The sequence below is a fragment of the Hanstruepera ponticola genome (assembly GCF_002940745.1).
GTDB lineage: Bacteria > Bacteroidota > Bacteroidia > Flavobacteriales > Flavobacteriaceae > Hanstruepera > Hanstruepera ponticola.
The window spans coordinates 2,370,119-2,392,164 of record NZ_POTB01000001.1; the positions used below are offsets into that span (position 1 = coordinate 2,370,119).

The 22,046-nt window shown below is 33.5% G+C and carries 20 protein-coding genes; 9 read left to right on the forward strand and 11 right to left on the reverse strand.

The window, feature by feature from the left end; translation table 11 throughout:
* Nucleotides 1-11 precede the first annotated feature (11 nt).
* Nucleotides 12-2,630 carry a gliding motility-associated C-terminal domain-containing protein gene (locus C1S72_RS10765; RefSeq protein ID WP_104735594.1) on the reverse strand — a complete coding sequence of 873 codons (2,619 nt, stop codon included), beginning with the start codon at nucleotides 2,628-2,630 and terminating at the stop codon, nucleotides 12-14.
* Nucleotides 2,631-2,654: 24 nt separating this feature from the next.
* Nucleotides 2,655-4,721 carry a LysM peptidoglycan-binding domain-containing protein gene (locus C1S72_RS10770; RefSeq protein WP_104735595.1) on the reverse strand — a complete coding sequence of 689 codons (2,067 nt, stop codon included), beginning with the start codon at nucleotides 4,719-4,721 and terminating at the stop codon, nucleotides 2,655-2,657.
* Between the two features lie 146 nt (nucleotides 4,722-4,867).
* On the opposite strand from C1S72_RS10770, the gene C1S72_RS10775 reads away from it, so the two are divergent.
* Entirely contained in the window at nucleotides 4,868-5,872 is a 1,005-nt protein-coding gene (locus tag C1S72_RS10775; protein ID WP_230401619.1) for an FAD:protein FMN transferase, read from the forward strand.
* Nucleotides 5,873-5,965: 93 nt separating this feature from the next.
* On the opposite strand, the gene C1S72_RS10780 is transcribed toward C1S72_RS10775, so the two are convergent.
* Entirely contained in the window at nucleotides 5,966-6,730 is a 765-nt protein-coding gene (locus tag C1S72_RS10780; protein WP_104735596.1) for a class I SAM-dependent methyltransferase, read from the reverse strand.
* Nucleotides 6,731-6,736: 6 nt separating this feature from the next.
* Entirely contained in the window at nucleotides 6,737-7,555 is an 819-nt protein-coding gene (map, locus tag C1S72_RS10785) for a type I methionyl aminopeptidase (protein WP_104735597.1), read from the reverse strand.
* A 124-nt stretch (nucleotides 7,556-7,679) separates the two neighbouring features.
* On the opposite strand from map, the gene C1S72_RS10790 reads away from it, so the two are divergent.
* Nucleotides 7,680-8,951: an acetyl-CoA hydrolase/transferase family protein gene (locus C1S72_RS10790; RefSeq protein ID WP_104735598.1), complete on the forward strand. Its 1,272-nt coding sequence runs from the start codon at nucleotides 7,680-7,682 to the stop codon at nucleotides 8,949-8,951.
* Nucleotides 8,952-8,955: 4 nt separating this feature from the next.
* Here C1S72_RS10790 and C1S72_RS10795 read toward each other — a convergent pair whose 3' ends face one another.
* Together C1S72_RS10795 and gpmI are read right to left on the reverse strand one after the other, a co-directional pair.
* Nucleotides 8,956-9,366 carry a BT0820 family HAD-type phosphatase gene (locus tag C1S72_RS10795; RefSeq protein ID WP_104735599.1) on the reverse strand — a complete coding sequence of 137 codons (411 nt, stop codon included), beginning with the start codon at nucleotides 9,364-9,366 and terminating at the stop codon, nucleotides 8,956-8,958.
* A 34-nt stretch (nucleotides 9,367-9,400) separates the two neighbouring features.
* Nucleotides 9,401-10,918, reverse strand: coding sequence for a 2,3-bisphosphoglycerate-independent phosphoglycerate mutase (gpmI, locus tag C1S72_RS10800; protein WP_104735600.1), 1,518 nt, complete (start codon nucleotides 10,916-10,918; stop codon nucleotides 9,401-9,403).
* Between the two features lie 249 nt (nucleotides 10,919-11,167).
* Here gpmI and C1S72_RS10805 point away from each other — a divergent pair, with 249 nt between their 5' ends.
* Nucleotides 11,168-11,554, forward strand: a complete 387-nt coding sequence (locus C1S72_RS10805) for an ankyrin repeat domain-containing protein (RefSeq protein WP_104735601.1) — start codon at nucleotides 11,168-11,170, stop codon at nucleotides 11,552-11,554.
* Between the two features lie 60 nt (nucleotides 11,555-11,614).
* Here the strand turns inward: C1S72_RS10805 and C1S72_RS10810 are convergent, their stop codons facing one another.
* From C1S72_RS10810 to pepE, 3 genes are read right to left on the reverse strand one after another with little or no spacing between them, the layout of a single operon-like run.
* Nucleotides 11,615-12,382 carry a M48 family metalloprotease gene (locus tag C1S72_RS10810; RefSeq protein WP_104735602.1) on the reverse strand — a complete coding sequence of 256 codons (768 nt, stop codon included), beginning with the start codon at nucleotides 12,380-12,382 and terminating at the stop codon, nucleotides 11,615-11,617.
* 45 nt (nucleotides 12,383-12,427) lie between these two features.
* Nucleotides 12,428-12,877: a GNAT family N-acetyltransferase gene (locus C1S72_RS10815; RefSeq protein WP_104735603.1), complete on the reverse strand. Its 450-nt coding sequence runs from the start codon at nucleotides 12,875-12,877 to the stop codon at nucleotides 12,428-12,430.
* Nucleotides 12,878-12,881: 4 nt separating this feature from the next.
* Nucleotides 12,882-13,589, reverse strand: coding sequence for a dipeptidase PepE (gene pepE / locus C1S72_RS10820; RefSeq protein ID WP_104735604.1), 708 nt, complete (start codon nucleotides 13,587-13,589; stop codon nucleotides 12,882-12,884).
* 113 nt (nucleotides 13,590-13,702) lie between these two features.
* On the opposite strand from pepE, the gene C1S72_RS10825 reads away from it, so the two are divergent.
* From C1S72_RS10825 to C1S72_RS10850, 6 genes are all read left to right on the forward strand, one after another.
* A complete protein-coding gene (locus C1S72_RS10825) occupies nucleotides 13,703-14,491 on the forward strand; it encodes a carboxypeptidase-like regulatory domain-containing protein (protein WP_162919968.1) in 789 nt (262 codons plus the stop codon).
* A complete protein-coding gene (locus C1S72_RS10830) occupies nucleotides 14,478-15,248 on the forward strand; it encodes a peptidase associated/transthyretin-like domain-containing protein (RefSeq protein ID WP_104735606.1) in 771 nt (256 codons plus the stop codon). Before C1S72_RS10825 ends, C1S72_RS10830 begins: the two co-directional genes overlap by 14 nt.
* A gap of 62 nt (nucleotides 15,249-15,310) precedes the next feature.
* On the forward strand, nucleotides 15,311-15,811 hold the full coding sequence (locus tag C1S72_RS10835; protein ID WP_104735607.1) for a DUF6702 family protein: 501 nt from the start codon (nucleotides 15,311-15,313) through the stop codon (nucleotides 15,809-15,811).
* Between the two features lie 67 nt (nucleotides 15,812-15,878).
* Nucleotides 15,879-18,185, forward strand: a complete 2,307-nt coding sequence (locus tag C1S72_RS10840; RefSeq protein ID WP_104735608.1) for a M1 family metallopeptidase — start codon at nucleotides 15,879-15,881, stop codon at nucleotides 18,183-18,185.
* A 78-nt stretch (nucleotides 18,186-18,263) separates the two neighbouring features.
* Nucleotides 18,264-18,551 carry a Sec-independent protein translocase subunit TatA/TatB gene (locus C1S72_RS10845; RefSeq protein ID WP_104735609.1) on the forward strand — a complete coding sequence of 96 codons (288 nt, stop codon included), beginning with the start codon at nucleotides 18,264-18,266 and terminating at the stop codon, nucleotides 18,549-18,551.
* A 143-nt stretch (nucleotides 18,552-18,694) separates the two neighbouring features.
* Nucleotides 18,695-20,959: an ATP-binding response regulator gene (locus C1S72_RS10850; protein ID WP_104735610.1), complete on the forward strand. Its 2,265-nt coding sequence runs from the start codon at nucleotides 18,695-18,697 to the stop codon at nucleotides 20,957-20,959.
* Nucleotides 20,960-20,964: 5 nt separating this feature from the next.
* Here C1S72_RS10850 and C1S72_RS10855 read toward each other — a convergent pair whose 3' ends face one another.
* On the reverse strand, nucleotides 20,965-21,609 hold the full coding sequence (locus C1S72_RS10855; protein ID WP_104735611.1) for an O-methyltransferase: 645 nt from the start codon (nucleotides 21,607-21,609) through the stop codon (nucleotides 20,965-20,967).
* A gap of 81 nt (nucleotides 21,610-21,690) precedes the next feature.
* Nucleotides 21,691-22,008 carry a GIY-YIG nuclease family protein gene (locus tag C1S72_RS10860; protein WP_104735612.1) on the reverse strand — a complete coding sequence of 106 codons (318 nt, stop codon included), beginning with the start codon at nucleotides 22,006-22,008 and terminating at the stop codon, nucleotides 21,691-21,693.
* Between the last annotated feature and the right edge of the window lie 38 nt (nucleotides 22,009-22,046).

Here is a 22,046-nt window from a genome sequence, read left to right on the forward strand (position 1 = left end):
ATTTTCTTAAGCTATCGGCTTAAATAAACCCTGCCTTGTATTGGTTTTCTGTTTCCATCGTTAAACTTTAGAATATAGAAATAAACACCCACTGGTAATTCAGAATTGCCTAATGTTATACCTTTTTCAGAATTCCCATTCCAGTTTGGAGTGTCAATATTTCCTTTGTATAAAATATTCCCATAGCGATTATAGACTTCTAAAGTAAAATTTGGATATAAGTCTCTTAAGTTTACGATATTAAAATCATCGTTAATATTATCTCCATTTGGAGAAAAACCATCTGGAATAATAATATCATTAGGGCAATCATCAAGCTGAACTGTAACCTCTAATCTTGGAATGCTTTCACAGCCTTCGGCAGTAAGTGTAGAAGCATAATATGTTTCTCCATCTTCTAATAATGTAGTATCTGAATAAATGGTACCTCCATTTGGGTCATCATACCATGTAATGGGAGCATTACCAACTATACTTGCTGTTAAATCAGAAATTGTTGGTTCGTCTTGTTCGCAAAAAATGTTTCCTTCTTCAATAATTTCAGGAGTTACATTGTCAAACACTATGAAATCTGCGGATGTAATTAATGTTACATCGGCACTACACATGGAATTCATTGGGATTAGTGAAATGATAGCTATAGTTGTGGTACCAATATTGGTCAAAAAACTATCAGGAATACTAAAATCTGAATTACCACCTGTGAAAGTAACAGTTACTGAATTCTGAAAATTATTAGCATTGGTTAAACTATAAACAATTGTATAGTCTCCATCTGGCAATGAAGTTGCTCCAATTATTTCAACTAAATTAGGAAGTCCCAAACATATATTACCTACTTGGAGCTCAAGTCCAGTTACATCTGGGTTGGTTTCAATTGTAACAGTAATTTCAGATAAGTCACGTTGATTACATTGATTTGGACCCACAGAATAGCTGTAAACACCTGGCGTATCTAGATTGGGATCAAAAAAACCTGTGCCAGAGGCTAGAGGAGGACTCCAGATACCTCCAGTGTCTGGATTACCAGTTATAAAATCGAATAAATTTTGGATACCATCCTCTGAACATATTACAACTGAAACATCATTACCAGCATTAGGTTCAGGAACTACTGCTACAGTTACAGTAGCCGAAGCATCCGGACAAGGAGCTGTTCCGGTTACGGTATAAGTATAAGTTCCAGGTGCATCCACATTAGGATCAAAAAGGCCAGTTCCAGAAGCTAGGGTAGGACTCCAAGTTCCACCTGTATCAGGCGAACCACCAAGGACATCAAAAAGATCTTGAGTAGCATCATTGTTACAGATATCAATAGAGCCACTTGTACCAGCATTAGGTTCAGGAACTACTGCTACAGTTACAGTAGCCGAAGCATCTGGACAAGGAGCTGTTCCGGTTACGGTATAAGTATAAGTTCCAGGTGCATCCACATTAGGATCAAAAAGGCCAGTTCCAGAATCTAAGGCAGGACTCCAAGTTCCACCTGTATCAGGCGAACCACCAAGGACATCAAAAAGATCTTGAGTAGCATCATTATTACAGATATCAATAGAGCCACTTGTACCAGCATTAGGTTCAGGTGAGATAGTTATGGTAACTGTTGAACTTGTTGGTGAACAACTATTTCCAGGATCAATAGTGTAAGTAAACGTATAGGGACTACCTGACACAGTCATAGAGGTTATATCTAAAGTTCCAGTACTACCATTTGTAGTTGGTAATGGACCGCTCCATGAGCCATTTGTATCTGGTGTTCCTGACAGTTCGTCAAATAAATCAATTGAAATGATAGTTGAAATTTCCGATTCGCAAATATCTAGTGACCCGCTAGTTCCAGGGTCTGCTGGGTCATCAATAATCACTGTTACCTCAAATCTATCATTACTCTCACAAGGCGGATCAACCGAGGTGGCAAAGTAGTTTTCTCCATCAATGAGCAACGTTGAAGGATCTAAAGGGATTACTGAAGTGTTTGTGGCATACCAGCTATCTGCATTTGTTGCTGTTAAATCGCCAACCGTTGGTGGTGTTTCTGAACAAAAAATTTGAACTGGGTTTCCGGTTGGGACAGGAACGACGCCTATAACGACTAAAACGGATAGTCTAGAGGTTCTGCAGCCTGTATCAGGGTTTTCCTGATCAGCATAATAAATAGTGTTGTCGTTTAAAACCGTGGAAGACAAAAGCGGTATTCCACCCGAAGCAACATTATACCATTGAACATTATTTCCAATAGCTGTTAAATCAGCAATGGTAGCATCATTTGGGTCATCAACACATACTCCCTGAAAATTTAACCCAAAAGGTGCTCCATAAATAGTAACATCAACGCGTTCTCTCACACCACAACTTCCAGAATTGTCATCGGCATAGTAATCTTCTCCGTCAAGTAGCCCAATTGTACTAGAAATTGGCGTTGTTGAACTTGGTGTATCATACCACTGAATACCATTTCCACTATCGGTTGCAATCAAATCTGCAATTGTAGGGTCGTCTAAATCACAAAATGATTGATTAGTATTAGAGATAGTTGGACATTGCGCCGCAATATTAGCTGGAATAATTAGAACTATCAGCATAAAGAATGTTGATAGGTATATATAAAAGTCTTTATTTTTTGCTGTCATAAAGAGTAATGTTCTCAATAATGTTTAATCAGTTTGTATTGTAATGTTATCGTTGTTAAATTCTGTAATTGAAATAATATTATTGACGTATCTGCCAGAAGCATCCTTGGTATAATCAAATTTTAAACATAAATAGGTTGTTATAATACTATCTAAATTATTATTATATCCGCTTTTTTGAGCTATTCTTAAAAGCGTGTCAAAAGTTATATCAAAACCATATAGCACATGTTTAGTTGGTGCAATTCCATAAGCTGAATAGTAGCTTTCATTGAATTGGGTTATTTTCCTGTCTTCGGAAATACAACTGATACTAGGGTAAAGCAATTTTAAAATTTTAAACCTCTTGGATGAAATATCATCTTCATTTGGAATTAATTCAGAATCTAAAACAGCTAATTGAATATTAAAGCTGGACAACTCTCTCAATAATGTGTTGGTAGTATTTAAAAACACGCCATTACGATCGCTATCAATAATGACAAAATTCTTCACTGAACTGTCTAAAAGAGACGTGAGTTCTCTAGTTGAAAAGTTACCATTTCTTTTTGTTTCAATAATTGAAATTTCCGGATTATTGTTTACAACAAATTGCCTAGTATTTTCTCTTTCATAATCACTAATCATGATGATGTTTCCATTTTGACTTTTAAGATAGTCTAGCATTTTCAATTGTTGCTGTTCGAGTGCTGGATAGGCTTCAATAATATTAGAAAGGTTTTTATTATTTGATGAATTATAAGCACTTACAATTGGGATGTCATTGTTTTTAGCTTGTGAGGCTATCCAATCGATGTTATTTGAATAAGATGGTGAAATAATGACTTGGTAGTTATCCAAAGAGCTATTCTTTAATTTTATATTTGATGGTGTAATACTTGTTTCTGTATCGATTTTGATAATATCAGATTTGATTAGTAAACCTAATTTTCTCAAAGAGTCCATAGCCATTTTTGCACCACTATAAAATTCTAAATTACGCTTAACGATATCATCAGACGTGTTCTTGAAACCTGCTGATGTGTTTTTGTGTTCATTGAATTCATCATCATTAAAAGGCATTATGAAAAGGACTTCTTTATATGATGTTTTGTCAATAGTTTCAATCAGACTTATGTATTCTTGTTTGTCAACATTAGTTTCTGAAATAGCGGTTGGAGGGTCATTATCAAGTTTAGGCATTTTAATAACAGTGCCTACTTGCACTGATTTTTCTAATTGTGGATTTAGTTTCAAAAAATCCGTAGTACTCATATTCGCTTTTTTAGATAAACCGTAAAGTGTTTCTTTAGGTCTTATGGTATAATTTTCAAATTGATTAGTATTATTATTCACTTCAGGCTCATCCTCAAATGGCGTGCCTTTATCTTCTGTTCGAGCTTCATCTGTAACTTCATTTGTTATTTTAGCAACATCAATTACGTCTTCGGTTTCTGCTTTATTTGGATAGGTTTCTTCACTATATTCAGTCAAATTATCGTTTGAAGGAATGGAAATGGTTGTGCCATATTTTAAAATCCCCATTTGTGGATTAGCAGACTGAATTGCTTGAATGGTCACAGCATATTTTTTAGAAAGGCCATATAGGGTTTCCCCTTTTTGAACAAAATGAGAGCGGTAAATTATATTTTTATTCGCTTGTGCTTGTTGTGAATAGGATTCTGATGTGCGTATAGATAAATAATGGCCTGCTTGTAAACCATTTTTAATATGTGGATTTTGCTGCTCCAAATTGGCTATGGTAACACCATATTTTTTTGATAGACCATATTTGGTTTCACCCCTTAAAACATGATGTGTAATTGTTTGGGTTTGTATAACTGCGCTATCTTGGTTATTGTTTCTGCTGTTATCACTATTGGAAGGAATGATCAAAACATCGCCAACGTATATAACATCTTTAGCATTGGGATTTAACTTAAGAATTTCTTGAGGAGAAACGTTATATACTCTTGATAATTGATAAACGGTTTCTCCCTTCTTTACCTGATGGTTTTTAGTTGGTAGTTGTGCATTCCCAAACTGGAAACAAAAAATAAAAGCCAATAAAAAAGAATAAATAATCCTCATATATGTTCTGTTCTTTGGCATATTGGTTGATTAATAGATAAAATTAGTAAAAAAAGCTTCTCGATATTAGGAATCATAGGTTGTTGTCAACATTTTATTAACAATTTTAACCCTCACTTTTCTTAAACTTTTGTAGTAGTTTTGTTGTTTGAATAATTATTTAAAAAATGAAAAGTTTTAGGCTTGAAGTCTCCGGATTTGCTACCATTGTCATGTTGCTCTTACTATCTTGTAAGCAGGACACTAGGCAACAGTTTAAAAACACGAAACTATCTGGAGCTGTTTTTGGCACATCGTACTCTATAATTTATGATTCAGATAGTGATTACACCAAACAGTTTGACAGTTTATTTCAGGTTGTTAACCAGTCCTTATCTACATATATTCCGAGTTCAGATATTTCTAAACTCAATAGAAATGAAATGGTTATAGTTGATGAACATTTTATTACTGTATTTCAAGCTTCTAAAGATATTTACAATCAAACGCAAGGTGTTTTCGATCCAACTATTGGCGCAGTAGTTAACGCTTGGGATTTCGGTCCAGAAGGGAAAATAAATAATATAGATAGTTTAAAAATTGATAGTTTAATGCTCGGTGTTGGTCTCAATAAAGTTCGTCTAGAAAATAATCGTGTAATAAAACCAGCAATTACCTTTTTAGACTTTAATGCCATTGCAAAAGGTTATGGCGTAGGTGTTATTGCCAACTTTTTAGAAGAAAAAGGGATACATAATTATTTGGTTGAAATAGGAGGCGAGATTCATGCAGGTGGTAAAAATGCTGAAAAGCAAAAACCATGGAAAGTAGGTGTGGAGATGCCACTTTTTGACGGATCGCAATCTATTTTAAAAACCATAAGCATCACAGATGAAGCAATGGCAACATCTGGAACATACAGGAAATTTAAAGTTGACGAAAACGGCAATCGTTATTCACATATTATTGATACTAAAACGGGTTACCCAAGTAAGACGAATCTATTAAGTATATCTGTTTTAGCCGAAAATTGTATGATTGCAGATGCTTATGCAACTGCTTTCAAATCCATGGGAGTTAATGCTGTAAAAGACTTTTTAAAAACACATCCTGAATTAAAAGCATTTTTAATTTTTGAAAATGAAGAAGGTGAGCTGGAAACGCTTGCCCTAAATGGATTTCCAGAATCCTAAAAAGTGACTTTTTAAAATAATGGTGTCATAATTTATGATGCTATTAATCAAAAGGTGAAAAGCTGGGCTAGACGAAAGTTTAGTTCAGCTTTTTTACTTTCTAACAAACGGAATAATTTCACCTTTGGCTAAACAATAGCGGTCAATGTCTTCAGTAGGTAAATTGTTTGTATAATCTATTTCATCTACCTGAAAACCAATGCTACGAAGTTTGTCAAAATAATCACGACCATAAATACGCACATGGTCATATTGTCCAAATATTTTAGCACGTTCCTTTTTGTCGGTGATGCTATTATCTTCAAATGTTTTTTCGCGATTTAAATCTTGTGGAATTTGGAAAATGCCCCAACCATCAGGCTTCATAACTCTGAACAATTCTTGCATCGCTTTGGTGTCATCTGGAATATGCTCTAAAACATGGTTGCATAAAATCACATCAAAACTCTTATCATTAAAAGGAAGATTACAAATATCGGCTTTTACATCGGCTAATGGTGAATTAAGGTCTGTTGTTGTATAATCTAAATTCTTGAGATTTCTAAAGCGTTTATAAAAAGCCTGTTCAGGTGCAAAGTGAAGCACCTTCAGATTCTTTGTAAAGAAGTTTGTTTCGTTTTTAAGATATAACCATAACAATCTATGACGTTCTAAACTTAATGTGGAAGGCGAAAGCACATTATTACGTTGATTACCATAACCATATGGCAAAAAGGTTTTAAAACTTTTACCGTCAATAGGGTCAGTATAAGTATTTCCTTTTAAAAAAAAAGCCAAAACAGGTCGTACCACATAACTCAATCGAATTAAAATGGGTCTTGGAATGGTATTTAAAATGGTTTTAAAAAGCTTTTTCATTTAGAATTAAAGCACTAATGCGTTCTGACGGAATTCATTCTCCTCATCACTTTCAATCCCTAAAGCCTCATAGATATAGGCAAAAGTAGAAAGTAGTTCCGGTTTTCCGTCAACAATAGCTACATCATGTTCAAAATGTGCAGATGGTTTATTGTCTAAAGTTGTGATAGTCCAACCATCTCTATGTTGTTTTATGCGATGGGTTCCCATATTTATCATGGGTTCAATAGCAACCACCATACCTTCAATGAACTTTTTACCACGACCACGTTTACCATAATTAGGCATTTCAGGGTCTTCATGCATTTTGCGTCCAATACCATGACCAACCAACTCACGAACCACTCCATAGCCATGAGCTTCGCAATACTTTTGAATAGCAAAGCCAACATCACCCACACGATTACCTAGTTTAAATTCGCGAATACCCACGTATAATGATTCTTTGGTGACATCCAATAATTTTTGTGTTTCAGGATCAATTTCACCTACTGAAAACGTGTAGGCATGATCACCATAAAAACCATTTTTTATAGCACCACAATCTATTGAAATAATATCACCTTCCTTTAATGGTTCATTGGTAGGAAAACCATGAACCACTTGCGAGTTAGGACTCATGCAGAGTGTGTTAGGAAAATTATATAATCCCAAAAAACCTGGAATGGCATCTTGCTCTCTTATATATTCTTCGGCCATTTTATCTAGCTGTAATGTTGAAATGCCAGGTTTCACTTCTTTAGCAAGCATGCCCAATGTTTTAGATACCACCAAAGCACTTGTGCGCATCAATTCAATCTCTTCTCTAGTTTTTACAATAATCATGATAAAAAAAATATGGGCAAAGATACTCAAAATTAACAAGGTATTTAAAGAACCAAAAACATGACTTTTGACAGCTTTTGGTTCTTTCTTTTTTGTGACCTTTGTAACCTAAAAAAAAAATATCATGTATCAATCTGTTAGTGCTGAAGAAGCTGTGAAAATTATTAAATCAAATGATAAAGTCTATTTGCAGGCAGCTGCTGCGGCTCCTCAAGTTTTAATACGAGCTCTAACGGCTCGACATGAAGAATTGCGTAATGTTGAAATTTGCCAACTTCATACGGAAGGCGATGCACCTTATGCTAATCCTGAATTACGTGATAGTTTTCATGTAAACTCATTTTTTATTGGTAGAAATGTGAGGCATACATTAAAAGCAGGAAATGGTTCATACACACCTGTATTTTTAAGTGAGTTGCCGTTATTATTTAAACGCAATATTATAGATTTACAAGTAGCCTTAATACATGTTTCTATTCCAGATCATCATGGTTATTGCTCATTAGGTGTATCTGTAGAGGCTACTTTGGCTGCAATTGATAATGCCGATTATGTTATTGCTCAAGTTAATAAGCAAATGCCTAGAACTCATGGTGCAGGTATCATTCATGTGTCAGAAATTAATGCCTTTGTAGAGTGTGATGAACCACTACCTGTTCACAATATGGGCGAACCTTCTGAAATTGAAAATAAAATAGGTGCCCACGTTGCAGGATTGATAGAAGACAGAAGTACTTTGCAAATGGGAATTGGTAACATCCCTAATGCAGTCTTATCAAAGTTGACCAATCACAAAGATATGGGATTACATACCGAAATGTTCTCTGATGGTGTGATAGACCTGATTTTGAGTGATGTTATTAACGGAAATTATAAGGAAATAAATCGTGGACGAGCGCTAACAACTTTTTTAATGGGTTCTAAACGATTGTACGATTATGTTGATGACAACCCGTTTATAGAGATGCGAGCATCTAATTATACAAATGATGTGTCTATTATAAAGCAAAACCCTAGAATGGTCGCAATAAATTCGGCTATAGAAGTAGACGTAACGGGTCAGGTATGCGCAGACTCCATAGGAGCTAATATGTATTCTGGTGTTGGTGGTCAAATGGACTTTATAAGAGGTGCTTCGTTGAGTGAAGGCGGTAAGGCTATTATTGCACTGCCATCAACTACAAAAAAGGGAATTAGTAGAATTGTAGCCACACTAAAACCTGGAGCTGGCGTTGTTACTACAAGATCACATGTGCATTATGTTGTTACGGAGTATGGAATTGCCAATTTATATGGTAAAACTATAAAGGAGCGTGTTAAAGCTTTAGTCAACATTGCGCATCCCGATCATCAGGAAGTTGTTGATAAATCTTATTTCGAATTAACTAAAGGATAAGAGATTATTTAAAGAATGAAAACAATCCTTTCTTTTTAGGGATTTTCAAAGGTTGGTATTTCGGGTTAGTAAGCATTTGATAAACTTCACCCCAACCAATAAAACCTCCTATATTTCTGTCGTCAATAAATAAGTCTGCATGAATTTTACGACTCTTGCTATAGTCAAACTGTTCTTCAGGAAAACTTCTATTGACCGCATAAAATTCGATGCCATTTTCTTTACAAAAAGTAACAGCTTCGTCAAGTCTCAAACCGCTTCGGTAAGTCCATAAAATTAAACGGTGCCCATCTTTTTGCAAACGCTCAAGCGTTTCAAAAGCAAAAAGCATAGGCTTACCAATTTTAGGATAAGCATCCTCAACAATAGTTCCATCAAAATCTACTGCTATAATCAGTTTGTTGTTAAAATTCATATTTTCAAGATTCAATGCAAATTACAAAGAAATATTAAACCAAACTTTCTTGTGTCATACTCGATGGTTTCTCAATGCCCATCAGTTTCAAAATTGTTGGAGCTATGTCTCCTAAAATTCCATCCTTTATGTGTTTTAATTCTTTATCAATTAAAATTATGGGTACAGGATTGGTTGTGTGAGCTGTGTTTGGTGAGCCATCTGGATTGATCATGGTTTCACAATTACCGTGATCAGCTATTAAAAGCGTTGTGTAATTGTTTTTCAGGGCAGTGCTTATGACGTCTTCCACACAGCTATCAACAGCTTCGCAAGCTTTTATGGCAGCATCCATGACACCTGTATGTCCAACCATGTCGCCATTTGCGAAATTCAAACAAACAAAATCAACATCGCCTTTTTCAAGCTCGGGAACTAAAGCATCCTTTAATTCATAGGCACTCATCTCTGGTTTTAGATCGTAAGTTGCAACTTTTGGTGAATTTCTCAAAATACGTGTTTCGCCCTCAAAAGGTAATTCCCGTCCACCTGAAAAGAAAAACGTAACGTGTGGATATTTTTCTGTTTCGGCAATACGAATCTGTTTTTTATGATGTTTAGCTAAAACCTCACCTAAAGTATCTTGTAAGTTGTCTTTTTTGAAAACGACATTAACGTTTTTATAGGACTCATCATAATTAGTCATCGTTACGTAATATAGATTTAGCTTATGCATGTTTTGCTCATGAAAATCTTTTTGTGATAGTGCCTCAGTGAGTTCTCTACCGCGATCAGTCCTAAAATTGAAAAAGATAACTACATCACCATCTTTTATGATTGCAGTGGGAAGGGAATTGTCTTTTGTACAAATAATAGGTTTTAGGAATTCATCTGTAATATGTTCATCATAACTACTTTGAATCGCTTTTAATGGATTTGTCGTTCTATCACCATTACCATTGACCATTGCATTATAGGCTAATTTAATTCGTTCCCATCTGTTATCTCTGTCCATAGCATAATACCTACCAGTAATTGTTGCTAATTCTGTGGGCCTGTCTTTAATGTGTTCAAGTAGCTCTGTAATAAAACCATATCCGGATTTAGGATCTACATCACGCCCATCAGTGAATGCATGAATAAATGATTCTTTCACACCATATTCATTGGCTGCGTCTATTAATCCTAGAAGATGATTAATATGCGAATGAACACCACCATCACTAACCAAACCGAGAAAATGAATAGGCTTGTTATTGCTTTTAGCATATTTAAAGGCATCAATAAGAACAGTTTCATTTTGAAGTGTTTTGTTTTCTACTGCTAAATTTATCTTTACCAGATCTTGATAGACTATGCGACCAGCTCCCAAATTCATGTGCCCAACTTCGCTATTTCCCATTTGGCCTTCAGGTAAGCCCACATGCAAGCCATCTGTTCTTAAACTAGCATTGGGATACATTTCATAAAGCGAATCAATAAATGGTGTTTTGGCATTTTCAATGGCAGATACTTTAGGGTCAGGGGATTTCCCCCAACCATCTAAAATCATCAAAATGACTTTTTTATTCATGTTTTTGGCTTTAAAAACCAAAGATATAGGTTTCTAATTTTTTATTAAAGATTGACAGTTAAAAACTATGAATAAATAGGGATGTGATAAAATATTGTGTGAAGTTGATTGATTTAATATGAAATTAACAGATTTGCACTCATATAGTTAAATAAATGTTATTTATAATTTTTATGTGTAACAGTTTCAATTTTATATCGTCTCTTTAGTATATCAAAAAATTATTTCATTAATCAAAAATCATTCATCATGAAAAAAACAATCGTATTATCAGCAATGGCATTATGCTTTTCAGCAACAGCCATTCATGCAGAAACAAATTTAGAAACAGCTCAAAATAGTATCGCTATTGTTGAGACTAGTCCTTTTCACATGTCAATTGTGAAAGGTGACACCGAAACTGTTCAGAAACTAATTGATTTAGGTGCTGATGTTAACAAAAAATGGAACGGATTAACGCCAGCAATGTATGCGGCTAAATTCAACCGTGCAGAAATTTTAGAGGTGTTAATTGCCAACGGTGCAAATTTAAAATCAAAATGTGATAAAGGACATACAGCTGCTGAATATGCTGAAATGTCTAACGCAGCAGATGCGCAATCCGTTATCAAAGCAGAATTGAAGAAAAAGAAGTAATGTGAATTACTTTTTTATGGTTGGTTAGTAAGGAAAAGTGCTGCATTTGCAGCACTTTTTTTATTGGTTTTTATATTTTTCAATAGACTTTTGAATTTTCTCAATTCGGTTTTCAGGGTCAGGGTGTGTGCTTTGAAATTCAGGAACACGGTTAGGACCAGCCGCCTGTTTTAAAATTTCCATAACCCCTATCATTTCTTCAGGGTTATAACCGGCTTTAATCATAAACTTTACTCCTAAATCATCACTTTCTAATTCATCATCTCTGCCATTTGAGAGTAGAGTAGTTTGACCAATTCCATTTACAAACTCGCCCATATCGGCACCTACAGAAGCTCCCATGGTTACTGTTTTCCAAAAATTAGCTTCGCTAATTCTCTCGTTGGAATGCTTACCTAAAACATGTCCTATTTCATGTCCAAGCACTCCTGCTAGCTGGTCTTCATTTTCCAATTTAGAAAATAAGGCATAGGTTATAAAAACCTGTCCACCAGGTAGAGCAAAAGCGTTAATAGTTTTATCATCAGCTAATAAATGAAAATCATATTTATAGGGTGTTTGTTGGGCGACACTATTATTTACCAGCTTGTTGCCAACTTGATCCACAAAAGCTTGATAATTGTTATTGGGATGCAAACCACCATGCTGTTGTGCCATTTGTGGTGCACTTTGTAGGCCAATAGCTATTTCCTGTTCAGGAGATAATGTTATGGTTTGGGTTCTTCCAGTATAAGGGTTTTCTTCTTGTTGACTACATTTTCTTAAATAAGCAAAAGCAACTATAGCAATTCCTAGAAATATTCTGATTTTAAAATTTCTACTTCTCATAGGATTCAATTTAAAACTTCAATTTACAAAAGTTTCATGCAACATTTAAATAATTTTTTTGGTCATAACGTAATGTACGCCAACATTTGCGATTTCAAAAGGTTCACCTGTTTTCTTATAGCCATTTTTTTCGTAGAAGTTGACAGCAATCTTTCTAGCATTAAACCATATACGATGACATTTGTTTGATAGTAGTTTTTCGGCTTCATCTAAAATGATTTTACCATGACCCTTATTTTGGAATCTTTGTAATATAGCCATGCCACGTAATTGATATTGCACCTTTTCTGAAAAACATGGATTAGATTTTTTTAAAAAGGTTGCAACTCCAATCAATTTTTCTTTAGAGTATAAACCTAAATGTATAGTAGTTGCATCTTCATCACCTTCAAACTCACATTCAGAAAGAGGTCTCCCTTCACGTAAAACAGGATGTCTTACAGGATAAGTTTCTTGCCCCGAAATAGTCTTTAAGCTTAACTCAAGTTGTTTCATTGTTTTACTTTAATTTACTTATACTGGTTTCAGGTTCTAGTTCATAAGGTGCTTTACCATATTCAAAAACACGAGTAAGCTCTTTCCCTTTTAGTATAACCTCGTTACCATTCACCTCAATCCAATTCCCTTCTCTTAAGCCAATCACAGGCTGCGTATTAAAATTGTGAAACTCTTTAATTCGTGTTTCACGAGTTTCACCCATATGTTTGTTATTTGGATTGGGATCTAAATAATGAGGATTTATGTTAAAAGGAACAACTGATAAAGCCTTGAAGCTTGGTGGATAAACAATGGGCATATCATTAGTAGTGTTTATAGTCAGTCCGCAAATATTACTCCCAGCACTTGTGCCTAAATAAGGTGTGCCATTTTCAATGACGTTTCTCAAAGGATCAATTAAATTATTTTTGTAGAGTTGATTGAGTAAAACAAACGTGTTGCCACCTCCAGTAAAAATAGCTTCAGCTTTCTTAATGGCTTCAGCAGGTGAATCATATTCATGCAATCCTATGACTGATTTATTGATTTTTTGAAATACTTGTCTAGCCTTTTCAGTATAATCATTATGTGAAATTCCGCTTGGTCTGGCATAAGGTATAAATGTAATGGTTTTACAGTCTTTAAAAAAACAGGCTAAATGTTCTAAAATATATTCCAAATATCCAGAACCATGAATAGTCGAGGTGCTGGCAATAATTAATTTTTTCATGAATAAACTTTTTCGTAAATTTAAGTAATCATTGGTTTTAACAAAAGTTTATGTTGCTTTTGGAACATTATTAAGAATTGATGTCTTTACTTTAACCTAACAAACTAATCACCTTGAAAAACAAACTCTTTTTTACCGTTTTATTCTTTTCACTCTCAACTGTTTCATTTGCTCAAGAAGTAGAACGGGTTGAGGTTAATGGCAAAATTATAGCCAAAAATGATGTTGAAGGCGTAACAATTTATAATGCATCCGCTAATAAAGGCACAGTAGCTGATGAAAATGGTGATTTTAAATTAGAAGTAGCGTTAAACGATGTTGTTGAGGTTTCAGCATTACAATATGTTTCGGTTGAAGTTAGTGTAACGCAAGATGTTGTGGATTCAAGAATTCTTCGCTTATTTTTGGTTGAAGAACTTAATAGGTTAAGTGAAGTAATTCTGTTGCCATCGCTTTTAACAGGAGAAATACATGTTGATATTGATAACGCAGATTCTCAAAGATATATTGAAATGCATTTTGGTGATTTGAGTGATATGGAATTTGGAGAAGACCAATATTCTGAAGTTCGTAATATTATTACTAGTGAGGGTAAATACTATAATGGCGTTGACTTTGCTCGCATATTTGGGCTTAACAAGTTGTTCAAGCGAAAAGATAAGACACCCACACACAAAGAAATGGATTCTAAATATACTGATGTACTGGCAGCAAAATACTCACAGGCATTCATCAGTGGTAATTTTAATATTCCTAATGACCGCGTTACTGAATTTATAGCTTACGTTAATTCAAAGGATTTTGATCAGAACCTTCTTCAAGATGGAAACGAAATGAAGCTTATAGAATATTTAAATACGCAAAGTAAGCAGTTTCTAAAGTCTAATAATGGGAAAGAATAACCTTCTATTTATTGGATTGTTTTTGTTTGTATGCTTTTATAGTTATACTCAAAATATCGAATTATTAGGAAGAGTTCAAAGTGACTCTGATGTAGAAAATATTCATGTAATTAATAAAAGAGCTCAACGTTTTACCACTACCAACAGTTATGGTGAATTCAGGATTTCAGTTTCTATAAATGATACCTTGATTTTTAGTTCAGTACAGCATAAGTTACTTACTATTTTAATTGATAAGGAGATTTTTGATGATAAAACTTTAGTCGTTTATTTAGAAGAGCAAATTAATGCTTTAGATCAGGTAGTAGTTGGTAAAGTGCTTACAGGCGATATTCTTTCTGATGTAGGAAATGTTGAAGGAGAGCCAATGACATCAAAAAAAGCTGGAATACCAAGCTATCAAGGTAAGCCCAAAACTCAAAGTGAAAGAAGGTTAAACGAAGCAACAACTGGAGGTGGGATTGTGCCATTAAATCCTATTATTAATGCCATAACTGGTAGGACAAAGGAACTGAAAAGGCGTATTTTACTTGAAGAGAAGGAAACCTTAATGTATAGCATAAAAGCACGCTTGTCAGATGATTTATTTACACTTGAACCTTTGGAAGAAGACTATATTATGGAATACTTTTATTTTGTGTCAGAATCCGAAGATTTTTTGGAACGCTGTAAGAACAAAAGCGATATTCTAATACTTGAGTATTTATTGCAGAAAATCAGAGTTTACAAAGGAAATAAATTTCAAAGTAGAGATTAATAGTTGTTTGGAATGCTTTTTGGAATAAGTATAAATATTACTTTTACACAAAATTATGTTTTATGAATTTTTTAAAGAAGTTGTTTATTGTTCTGGTTATTCCGTTGTTCGCGTTTACTGCTGTTCATAAGTATTATGTGAGCGTTACACAGATTGAGTATGTAAAAGAAAAAGCATCAGTCCAAATAATTTCTAGGATATTTATTGATGATTTTGAAAAACTGCTGCGCGAACGTTACAATCCGGATATCACCTTGTCAAAAGATGGAGAGTCAGCTGAAGTTGATTTTTATGTGGAAAAATATTTAGGAGAAAAAATCAAAATTAAAATAAATGGCAAGGATACAGATGTAGTTTTTATTGGCAAGGAATATGAAGCTGATATTATGTACTGTTATTTGGAGATTGAAAATGTGAAGAGCATATCATCTTTTGAAATTACCAATCAAGTTTTATTTGATTTATATGGTGAACAACAAAATATAGTTCGCACAGAGATTAACAACAAAAACAAAAGTTTTATACTTATAAGAGAAAATGATAAAGGTTTGTTAAACTTTTAAGTTTGTATTAATATACCTCAAAAAATCGTTAATTTTCGCTTCAATTTTTTTGTAATTAAATCAACTCATGAAAACATTTAAGTATCTTATCTTATCTGCTTTGTTTATTTCAGTTGGAGCATTTGCCCAAGAAGACGAACAAAAGCCAGAGCGTAAACCAGGTCATACAAACAACAACAAATTTAAACAGTTGTATGATGAATTTTCAACACCAAATATGTTTAGAACAGCATCAGGAGCTCCTGGTCCAGCTTATTATCAGCAACAGGCGGATTATAAAATGGATTTAGAGTTGAACGATGATATTGCCAGAATTACGGGTTATGAAACTATTACATATCACAATAATTCACCAGATGAATTAAAGTATTTATGGGTTCAGTTAGATCAAAACATGCGTGCTCCAGATTCACAAACACCATTAATTCAGAGTGATGGTGTAGCACCAGCTCAAAGAGCTGGGACTTTCGTTAATTCTTATATGAAAGAAAAATTAGAGCGTGGTTTTAATATAGAAGAGGTGACGGATGTGAATGGTAAAGCACTGCCGCATATGATTAACCGTACTATGATGAGAATTGATATGCCAAAGTCATTAAAAACAGGCGAGAAATTTTCGTTTAACATTAGATGGTGGTATAATATTAATGATCATGTTAATGAAGGTGGGCGTTCAGGATATGAGTATTTTGAAGAAAACGATAATAGAATTTATGTGATTTCTCAATTTTATCCAAGAATGGCTGTTTATAATGATGTTGAGGGTTGGCAAAATTCACAGTTTTGGGGACGTGACGAGTTCGCATTGCCATTCGGGAATTTTGAAGTAAATATTACAGTACCGGCTGATCATATTTTAGATGGTACTGGAAGACTTATGAATAGAAAAGAGGTCTTTTCAAAAGAGATGATGAATCGTTATGAGCTTGCCAAAAAAACATATGATAAGCCAGTAATGATTGTTACACAGGCTGAAGCAGAAAAAACTGAAAAAACAAAATCAAAAGATAAAAAAACATGGAAGCTTTATGCTGAAAATGTTCGTGATTTTGGTTTTGCAACTTCAAGAAAATTTATTTGGGATATGATGGCCGTTAAGATTGGAGGCAAAGATGTTATGGCAGTTTCCATGTACTCCAAAGAAGGAAATCCTTTGTGGGAACAATGGTCAACATATGCAGTTGCAGCAACTTTAAAGTCCTATTCACGTATGACATTTGATTATCCATACCACAAAGCCATCTCTGTACATGCACCAATGGGAATGGAATATCCAATGATTTGTTACAACTTTGGTCGTCCAGATAAGGATGGTAATTATAGTGATAGAACCAAATTTGGAATGATCAGTGTTATTATTCACGAAGTTGGTCATAACTTTTTCCCTATGATTGTTAATAGTGATGAACGTCAATGGACGTGGATGGATGAAGGTTTAAATACATTTGTGCAATATGTCGCTGAACAGGATTTTGGTGAATGGCATCCAGATGCGTTATCGGAAGGTCAAGATAAGTATCCATCACGTCGTGGTCCTGCAGCCAATATTGTTCCTTATATGGGTGGTGATCAGGATTTCATCGCACCAATAATGACTAAAGGACTCAACACCTATCAATTTGGTAACAACGCCTACGGTAAGCCAGGTACGGCTTTAAATATTTTACGCGAAACAGTAATGGGACGTGAATTGTTTGATTACGCGTTTAAAGAGTATGCAAATCGTTGGATGTTTAAGCACCCAACACCTGAAGATTTCTTTAGAACTATGGAAGATGCTTCTGCATTTGATTTAGATTGGTTCTGGAGAGGTTGGTTCTATACTACAGATTATGTTGATATGGGAGTGAAAGAAGTGAAAAAATTCTATGTTTCTAGTGAGCCTAATGAGTATGTGAAAAACATTGTTAAAGAACGTGGTATGAAGTTAAGTGATTTGCCACCGTTGGTTTACATGGTTGAAGAGGGTAGTGATGAATATAAAGAAAGTATGAAAAATGGTACTCTTTTAGAAAACTCACCAACGCTTAATGAATATGTAATGGATAACTTTACTGAAGAGGAACGTAAAAATATCAAACAGCCAAAATATTTTTACAATGTTACTTTTGAAAAGCCAGGAGGATTAGTAATGCCGATTATTGTTGAATATACTTATGCTGATGGAACATCCAAAACAGAAAAGTATCCAGCGCAAATATGGCGTTTAAATGATAAAGAAGTTAGTAAAGCTGTTGCATCTGATAAAGAGATCGTTAAAATCACTTTAGATCCAAATCTAGAAACAGCCGATATTGATACTTCTAACAACTCTTGGCCAAAAGAGGTTAAGCAAAGCCAGTTTGACCAATTTAAAAATGAGGTAAAAAATTAAAAAAAATAATTTTATATAAGCCGACTTATTTAAGTCGGCTTTTTTTATTCATATCAAACAACTCACTATATTTGTAGCGTGATACAACAAGCAACTTTTTTATTTATAGGTACTACCGAAATTGTATTTATACTATTTATAGTAATCATGCTATTTGGTGCTGATAAGATTCCTGACATAGCCAAAGGTTTAGGGAAAGGTATGCGTATGCTTCGCGATGCGTCGAATGATATAAAGACTGAAATCACCAAAAGTGCCGAGAAAAACGGTATTGATACTAGTGTGACCAAAGATGTCCAAGATGAGCTGAACAAAGTAAAAGACGACTTGGAAGATTTTACAGGGTCAGTGAGAAGAAAGCTTTAAAATATTAATCTTTACGGTGTATTTCAACTGATTTTTCTGCTTAAGAAATTCTGTTAACGAAAAAAAATTCATTTTCATCCTGTTTTTTGAATAGATTGGAGTATTTCTTAAATATTGCAATACCCAAATAAACCATAACAGAGATGAAAAGTAACCTACTAATCAGCTTTTTATTTGTTATTTCGCTTTCATTCTCACAAAGTGATCGAGAAGTAATTAATTTTATTGATAGTTTAAATACACAAGCAATAAAGCATTATAATAATAATGAAATCATGCTTGCTTTTAATAGTTTTAATGATGCCATTAAACTATCAGACTCCATAAGTGATAACTACGGTAATGCTGTTGCAAACTTTAATTTAGGAAATATTTATGCTTATATGCATGAGTATGTTGATTCTAAAGCATGTTATGAAAGAATGCTGGCTTCTTCGCTAAAAATAGATGATAATTATTTGATAGCAAATTCTTATAAAAGTTTAGCAAAATTATCTGAAATACAACATCCAAATGAAGTTATTCCTAATTTAGAAAAAGCATTAGAATATGCTCAAAAAACTGATGTTAGGGATCTGGACAACATTGACAAACAAAAAAGTGTTTTGTTTGATATTAGAATGTATTTAAGTTCAATCTACTTAAATAAGAATAATTATGATTCTGCATTAATTTATCTATTACGAGCAGAAAACAATTTAAATGACTTGTCATATAACGCCTATAACAGTGCTTTTTTTAATTATTCATATGGACTTTATTTTATTCAAAAAGAGTTATATAACAAGGCTAATGATAAGTTTATTCAAGCCATAGAACACCTTCAGGGAAATACTCATGATCTAAACAGCAACCTGCTTTTTAGTAAAATTTATAAAGATTTATCTTTGTCGTATGCACAACTTGAAGATACTGATATGGCCTATTATGCATTAAAAGAACATAATAGCTTTAGAGATGAATTTATTAATGAAGAAAAGGTAAGACAGGAAAATATATCAAAATCTAAATTTTATTTAGCAGAATATAAACAAATAGCAGAGAGCGCAAATAATGAGCGGTTGATTCAGGAGCAAATCACTCAAAAAGTAAAAAACATCAATATCATTATTATAATAACAAGTATCGTATTAGTTATTTCTTTAATAATGATTTACAGAAATTACAGGTCAAAACGTAAATTAAGTCAGATTCTTGAAGCACAAAATAAACAGTTAGAAATAGCAAAAGATCAAGCTGAAAAATCATCCCAGCTTAAAACTAAATTTATTTCGAATGTTACACATGAATTAAGAACACCTCTTTACGGTGTTGTTGGTCTAACGTCATTACTATTAAAGCGTAATGATTTAAGTGAACGTGATGGTAAATTCTTAAAATCTCTTAAGTATTCTGGCGATTATCTTTTGAATTTAATTAATGATATTTTACAAATTGGTAAAATTGAATCTCAAAAAATGGAATTGAAACCAACTTCTGTTAATATCAGAGAGTTAGTAGATAATATTATAGATTCGTTTGAATATAAATTACAAGAGACAAACAACAAAATTAAAGTTGAAATAGATGGCAAAGTCCCAACATTTTTGAAGTGTGATGGTGTTAGACTTTCTCAAGTACTTATCAATTTAGTGGGAAACAGTGTTAAATTCACCGAAAATGACATAACTTTTGTAGAAATTAAAGTTCTGAATATAAAGCCAGAAAATGTGTGCCTTCACTTTTCAGTGAAAGACAATGGACCTGGTATTCCAAAAGAAAAACAAGACAGTATTTTTGAGAACTTTTTACAGTTAGATGAGAATAATAATATCAATTATAAGGGTACTGGATTAGGTTTGTCGATAACTAAAAATTTGGTTGAACTATTTGGAAGTACAATTAAATTGGAAAGTGAAGTTGGTCAGGGTTCAACTTTTAGTTTTGATGTTACTTTTGAAATTGACAATGAAGCTATGCTGAAAGCCAATAGCAATAAACCAAAAACGCTTACATTAAATAATAATTATAAGATTTTAGTAGCAGAGGATAATAAAATAAACCAAATAGTTACCAAAAACATACTTGAAAAAGGAAACTTTCATTGTGATATTGCAAAGAATGGATTAGAAGCTGTTAAAGCTATGGAAATTGGTAGTTATGATTTAATATTGATGGATATTAATATGCCATTAATGGATGGTAATGAAGCTACAAAAGCTATTAGGCAAACCAATAATCAAATTCCAATAATAGCCTTAACAGCAGCTGATATAGAAGAAGTTAAGAAAGATTACAAGGCTATTGGTTATAATGATATCATTACAAAACCATTTGACAATTCTCATTTTTATCAAACCATTCTAGCTAACATTCACAAGAGTAAAAATGAGTTGAGTGAAAATCCAGTTTTAGTAAAAGTCTCCTAAAAAAATTATTTCTTTCTACTGATGGTCAAACCATCACGAATGGGTAATATAACAGTTTCAACTCTTGAGTCCTGTTTTAAGAGTTTGTTGTATTCAATTAATGCAGGAGTAGAGGTGTCTTCCTTTTTGAATTTAGTGTCTAAAACTTTACCACTCCATAAAACGTTATCAGACAGAATGATTCCTCCTGGCACAAGTTTGTCAATAATTAGCTCAAAATAATTAGCATAATTTTCTTTGTCAGCATCAATAAAAACAATATCAAAATCTTCGTTTATAAGAGGAATAATCTCAATGGCATCTCCCACATATTGATGAATTTGCTTACCATAAGCTGATTTATCAAAGTATTGACGCTGAAAGTCTTGTAATTCTTCGTTAATGTCTATCGTGTGAAGCATACCTTCCTTATGTAGCCCTTCTGCCAAACATAAAGCTGAATAACCTGTATAAGTACCAACTTCTAAAATGCATTTAGGGTTAATTAATTTAGAAATCATACTCAATATTCTGCCTTGGTAATGCCCACTCAACATGCGTGGCTGTAAAATCTTTTGATAGGTTTCACGTGTTAATTGTTGCAATAATTCGGGCTCATTTTCAGAATGGTTTACGATGTAAGTATCTAGGTCTTCGGAAAGGAATTGCATGTTATGTAGTTTGTTTTGTTATTTTTTTTTGATAAACAAGACAATTGAAACTTGTCAGGTCGAGCGCAGTCGAGACCTATTTTATTCATTTGGACTGTAATTTGAATGGGTAGCATTTCTGCATTCCGATAAAATTTGTAACATGTTAAAATCACCATTGGCTAAAGCAAATTTTTTCTTCGCGCTCCAATTTTTTATCTTTTTTTCAAAATAGATTGCCTGTTCAATATTATTAAATTCTTGTTGAAATATTAATTTGAGAGGTCTTCTTTTGTAAGTAAAACAATTTTTATTTAATCCTTGTTGATGTTCGTCTAGTCTTCTTGCAATATTATTTGTAACTCCAGTGTAAGTGAAATTGTCTGAACATTTTAATATGTAAACATGATATGATTTCATTTAAAAAACCTCTCGACTGCGCTCGAGGAGACAACTCT

Excerpts from the sequence above, each read along its gene's own strand:
- C1S72_RS10815 (WP_104735603.1), bottom strand. The coding sequence starts at position 12,877 with ATGAAACAACTTGAGTTAAGCTTAAAGACTATTTCGGGGCAAGAAACT.
- C1S72_RS10855 (WP_104735611.1), bottom strand. The coding sequence starts at position 21,609 with ATGCAATTCCTTTCCGAAGACCTAGATACTTACATCGTAAACCATTCT.
- C1S72_RS10805 (WP_104735601.1), top strand. The coding sequence starts at position 11,168 with ATGAAAAAAACAATCGTATTATCAGCAATGGCATTATGCTTTTCAGCA.
- C1S72_RS10860 (WP_104735612.1), bottom strand. The coding sequence starts at position 22,008 with ATGAAATCATATCATGTTTACATATTAAAATGTTCAGACAATTTCACT.
- map (WP_104735597.1), bottom strand. The coding sequence starts at position 7,555 with ATGATTATTGTAAAAACTAGAGAAGAGATTGAATTGATGCGCACAAGT.
- C1S72_RS10770 (WP_104735595.1), bottom strand. The coding sequence starts at position 4,721 with ATGCCAAAGAACAGAACATATATGAGGATTATTTATTCTTTTTTATTG.
- C1S72_RS10850 (WP_104735610.1), top strand. The coding sequence starts at position 18,695 with ATGAAAAGTAACCTACTAATCAGCTTTTTATTTGTTATTTCGCTTTCA.
- C1S72_RS10765 (WP_104735594.1), bottom strand. The coding sequence starts at position 2,630 with ATGACAGCAAAAAATAAAGACTTTTATATATACCTATCAACATTCTTT.
- C1S72_RS10810 (WP_104735602.1), bottom strand. The coding sequence starts at position 12,382 with ATGAGAAGTAGAAATTTTAAAATCAGAATATTTCTAGGAATTGCTATA.
- C1S72_RS10775 (WP_230401619.1), top strand. The coding sequence starts at position 4,868 with ATGAAAAGTTTTAGGCTTGAAGTCTCCGGATTTGCTACCATTGTCATG.
- C1S72_RS10835 (WP_104735607.1), top strand. The coding sequence starts at position 15,311 with ATGAATTTTTTAAAGAAGTTGTTTATTGTTCTGGTTATTCCGTTGTTC.
- C1S72_RS10795 (WP_104735599.1), bottom strand. The coding sequence starts at position 9,366 with ATGAATTTTAACAACAAACTGATTATAGCAGTAGATTTTGATGGAACT.
- pepE (WP_104735604.1), bottom strand. The coding sequence starts at position 13,589 with ATGAAAAAATTAATTATTGCCAGCACCTCGACTATTCATGGTTCTGGA.
- C1S72_RS10830 (WP_104735606.1), top strand. The coding sequence starts at position 14,478 with ATGGGAAAGAATAACCTTCTATTTATTGGATTGTTTTTGTTTGTATGC.
- C1S72_RS10780 (WP_104735596.1), bottom strand. The coding sequence starts at position 6,730 with ATGAAAAAGCTTTTTAAAACCATTTTAAATACCATTCCAAGACCCATT.
- C1S72_RS10790 (WP_104735598.1), top strand. The coding sequence starts at position 7,680 with ATGTATCAATCTGTTAGTGCTGAAGAAGCTGTGAAAATTATTAAATCA.
- C1S72_RS10840 (WP_104735608.1), top strand. The coding sequence starts at position 15,879 with ATGAAAACATTTAAGTATCTTATCTTATCTGCTTTGTTTATTTCAGTT.
- gpmI (WP_104735600.1), bottom strand. The coding sequence starts at position 10,918 with ATGAATAAAAAAGTCATTTTGATGATTTTAGATGGTTGGGGGAAATCC.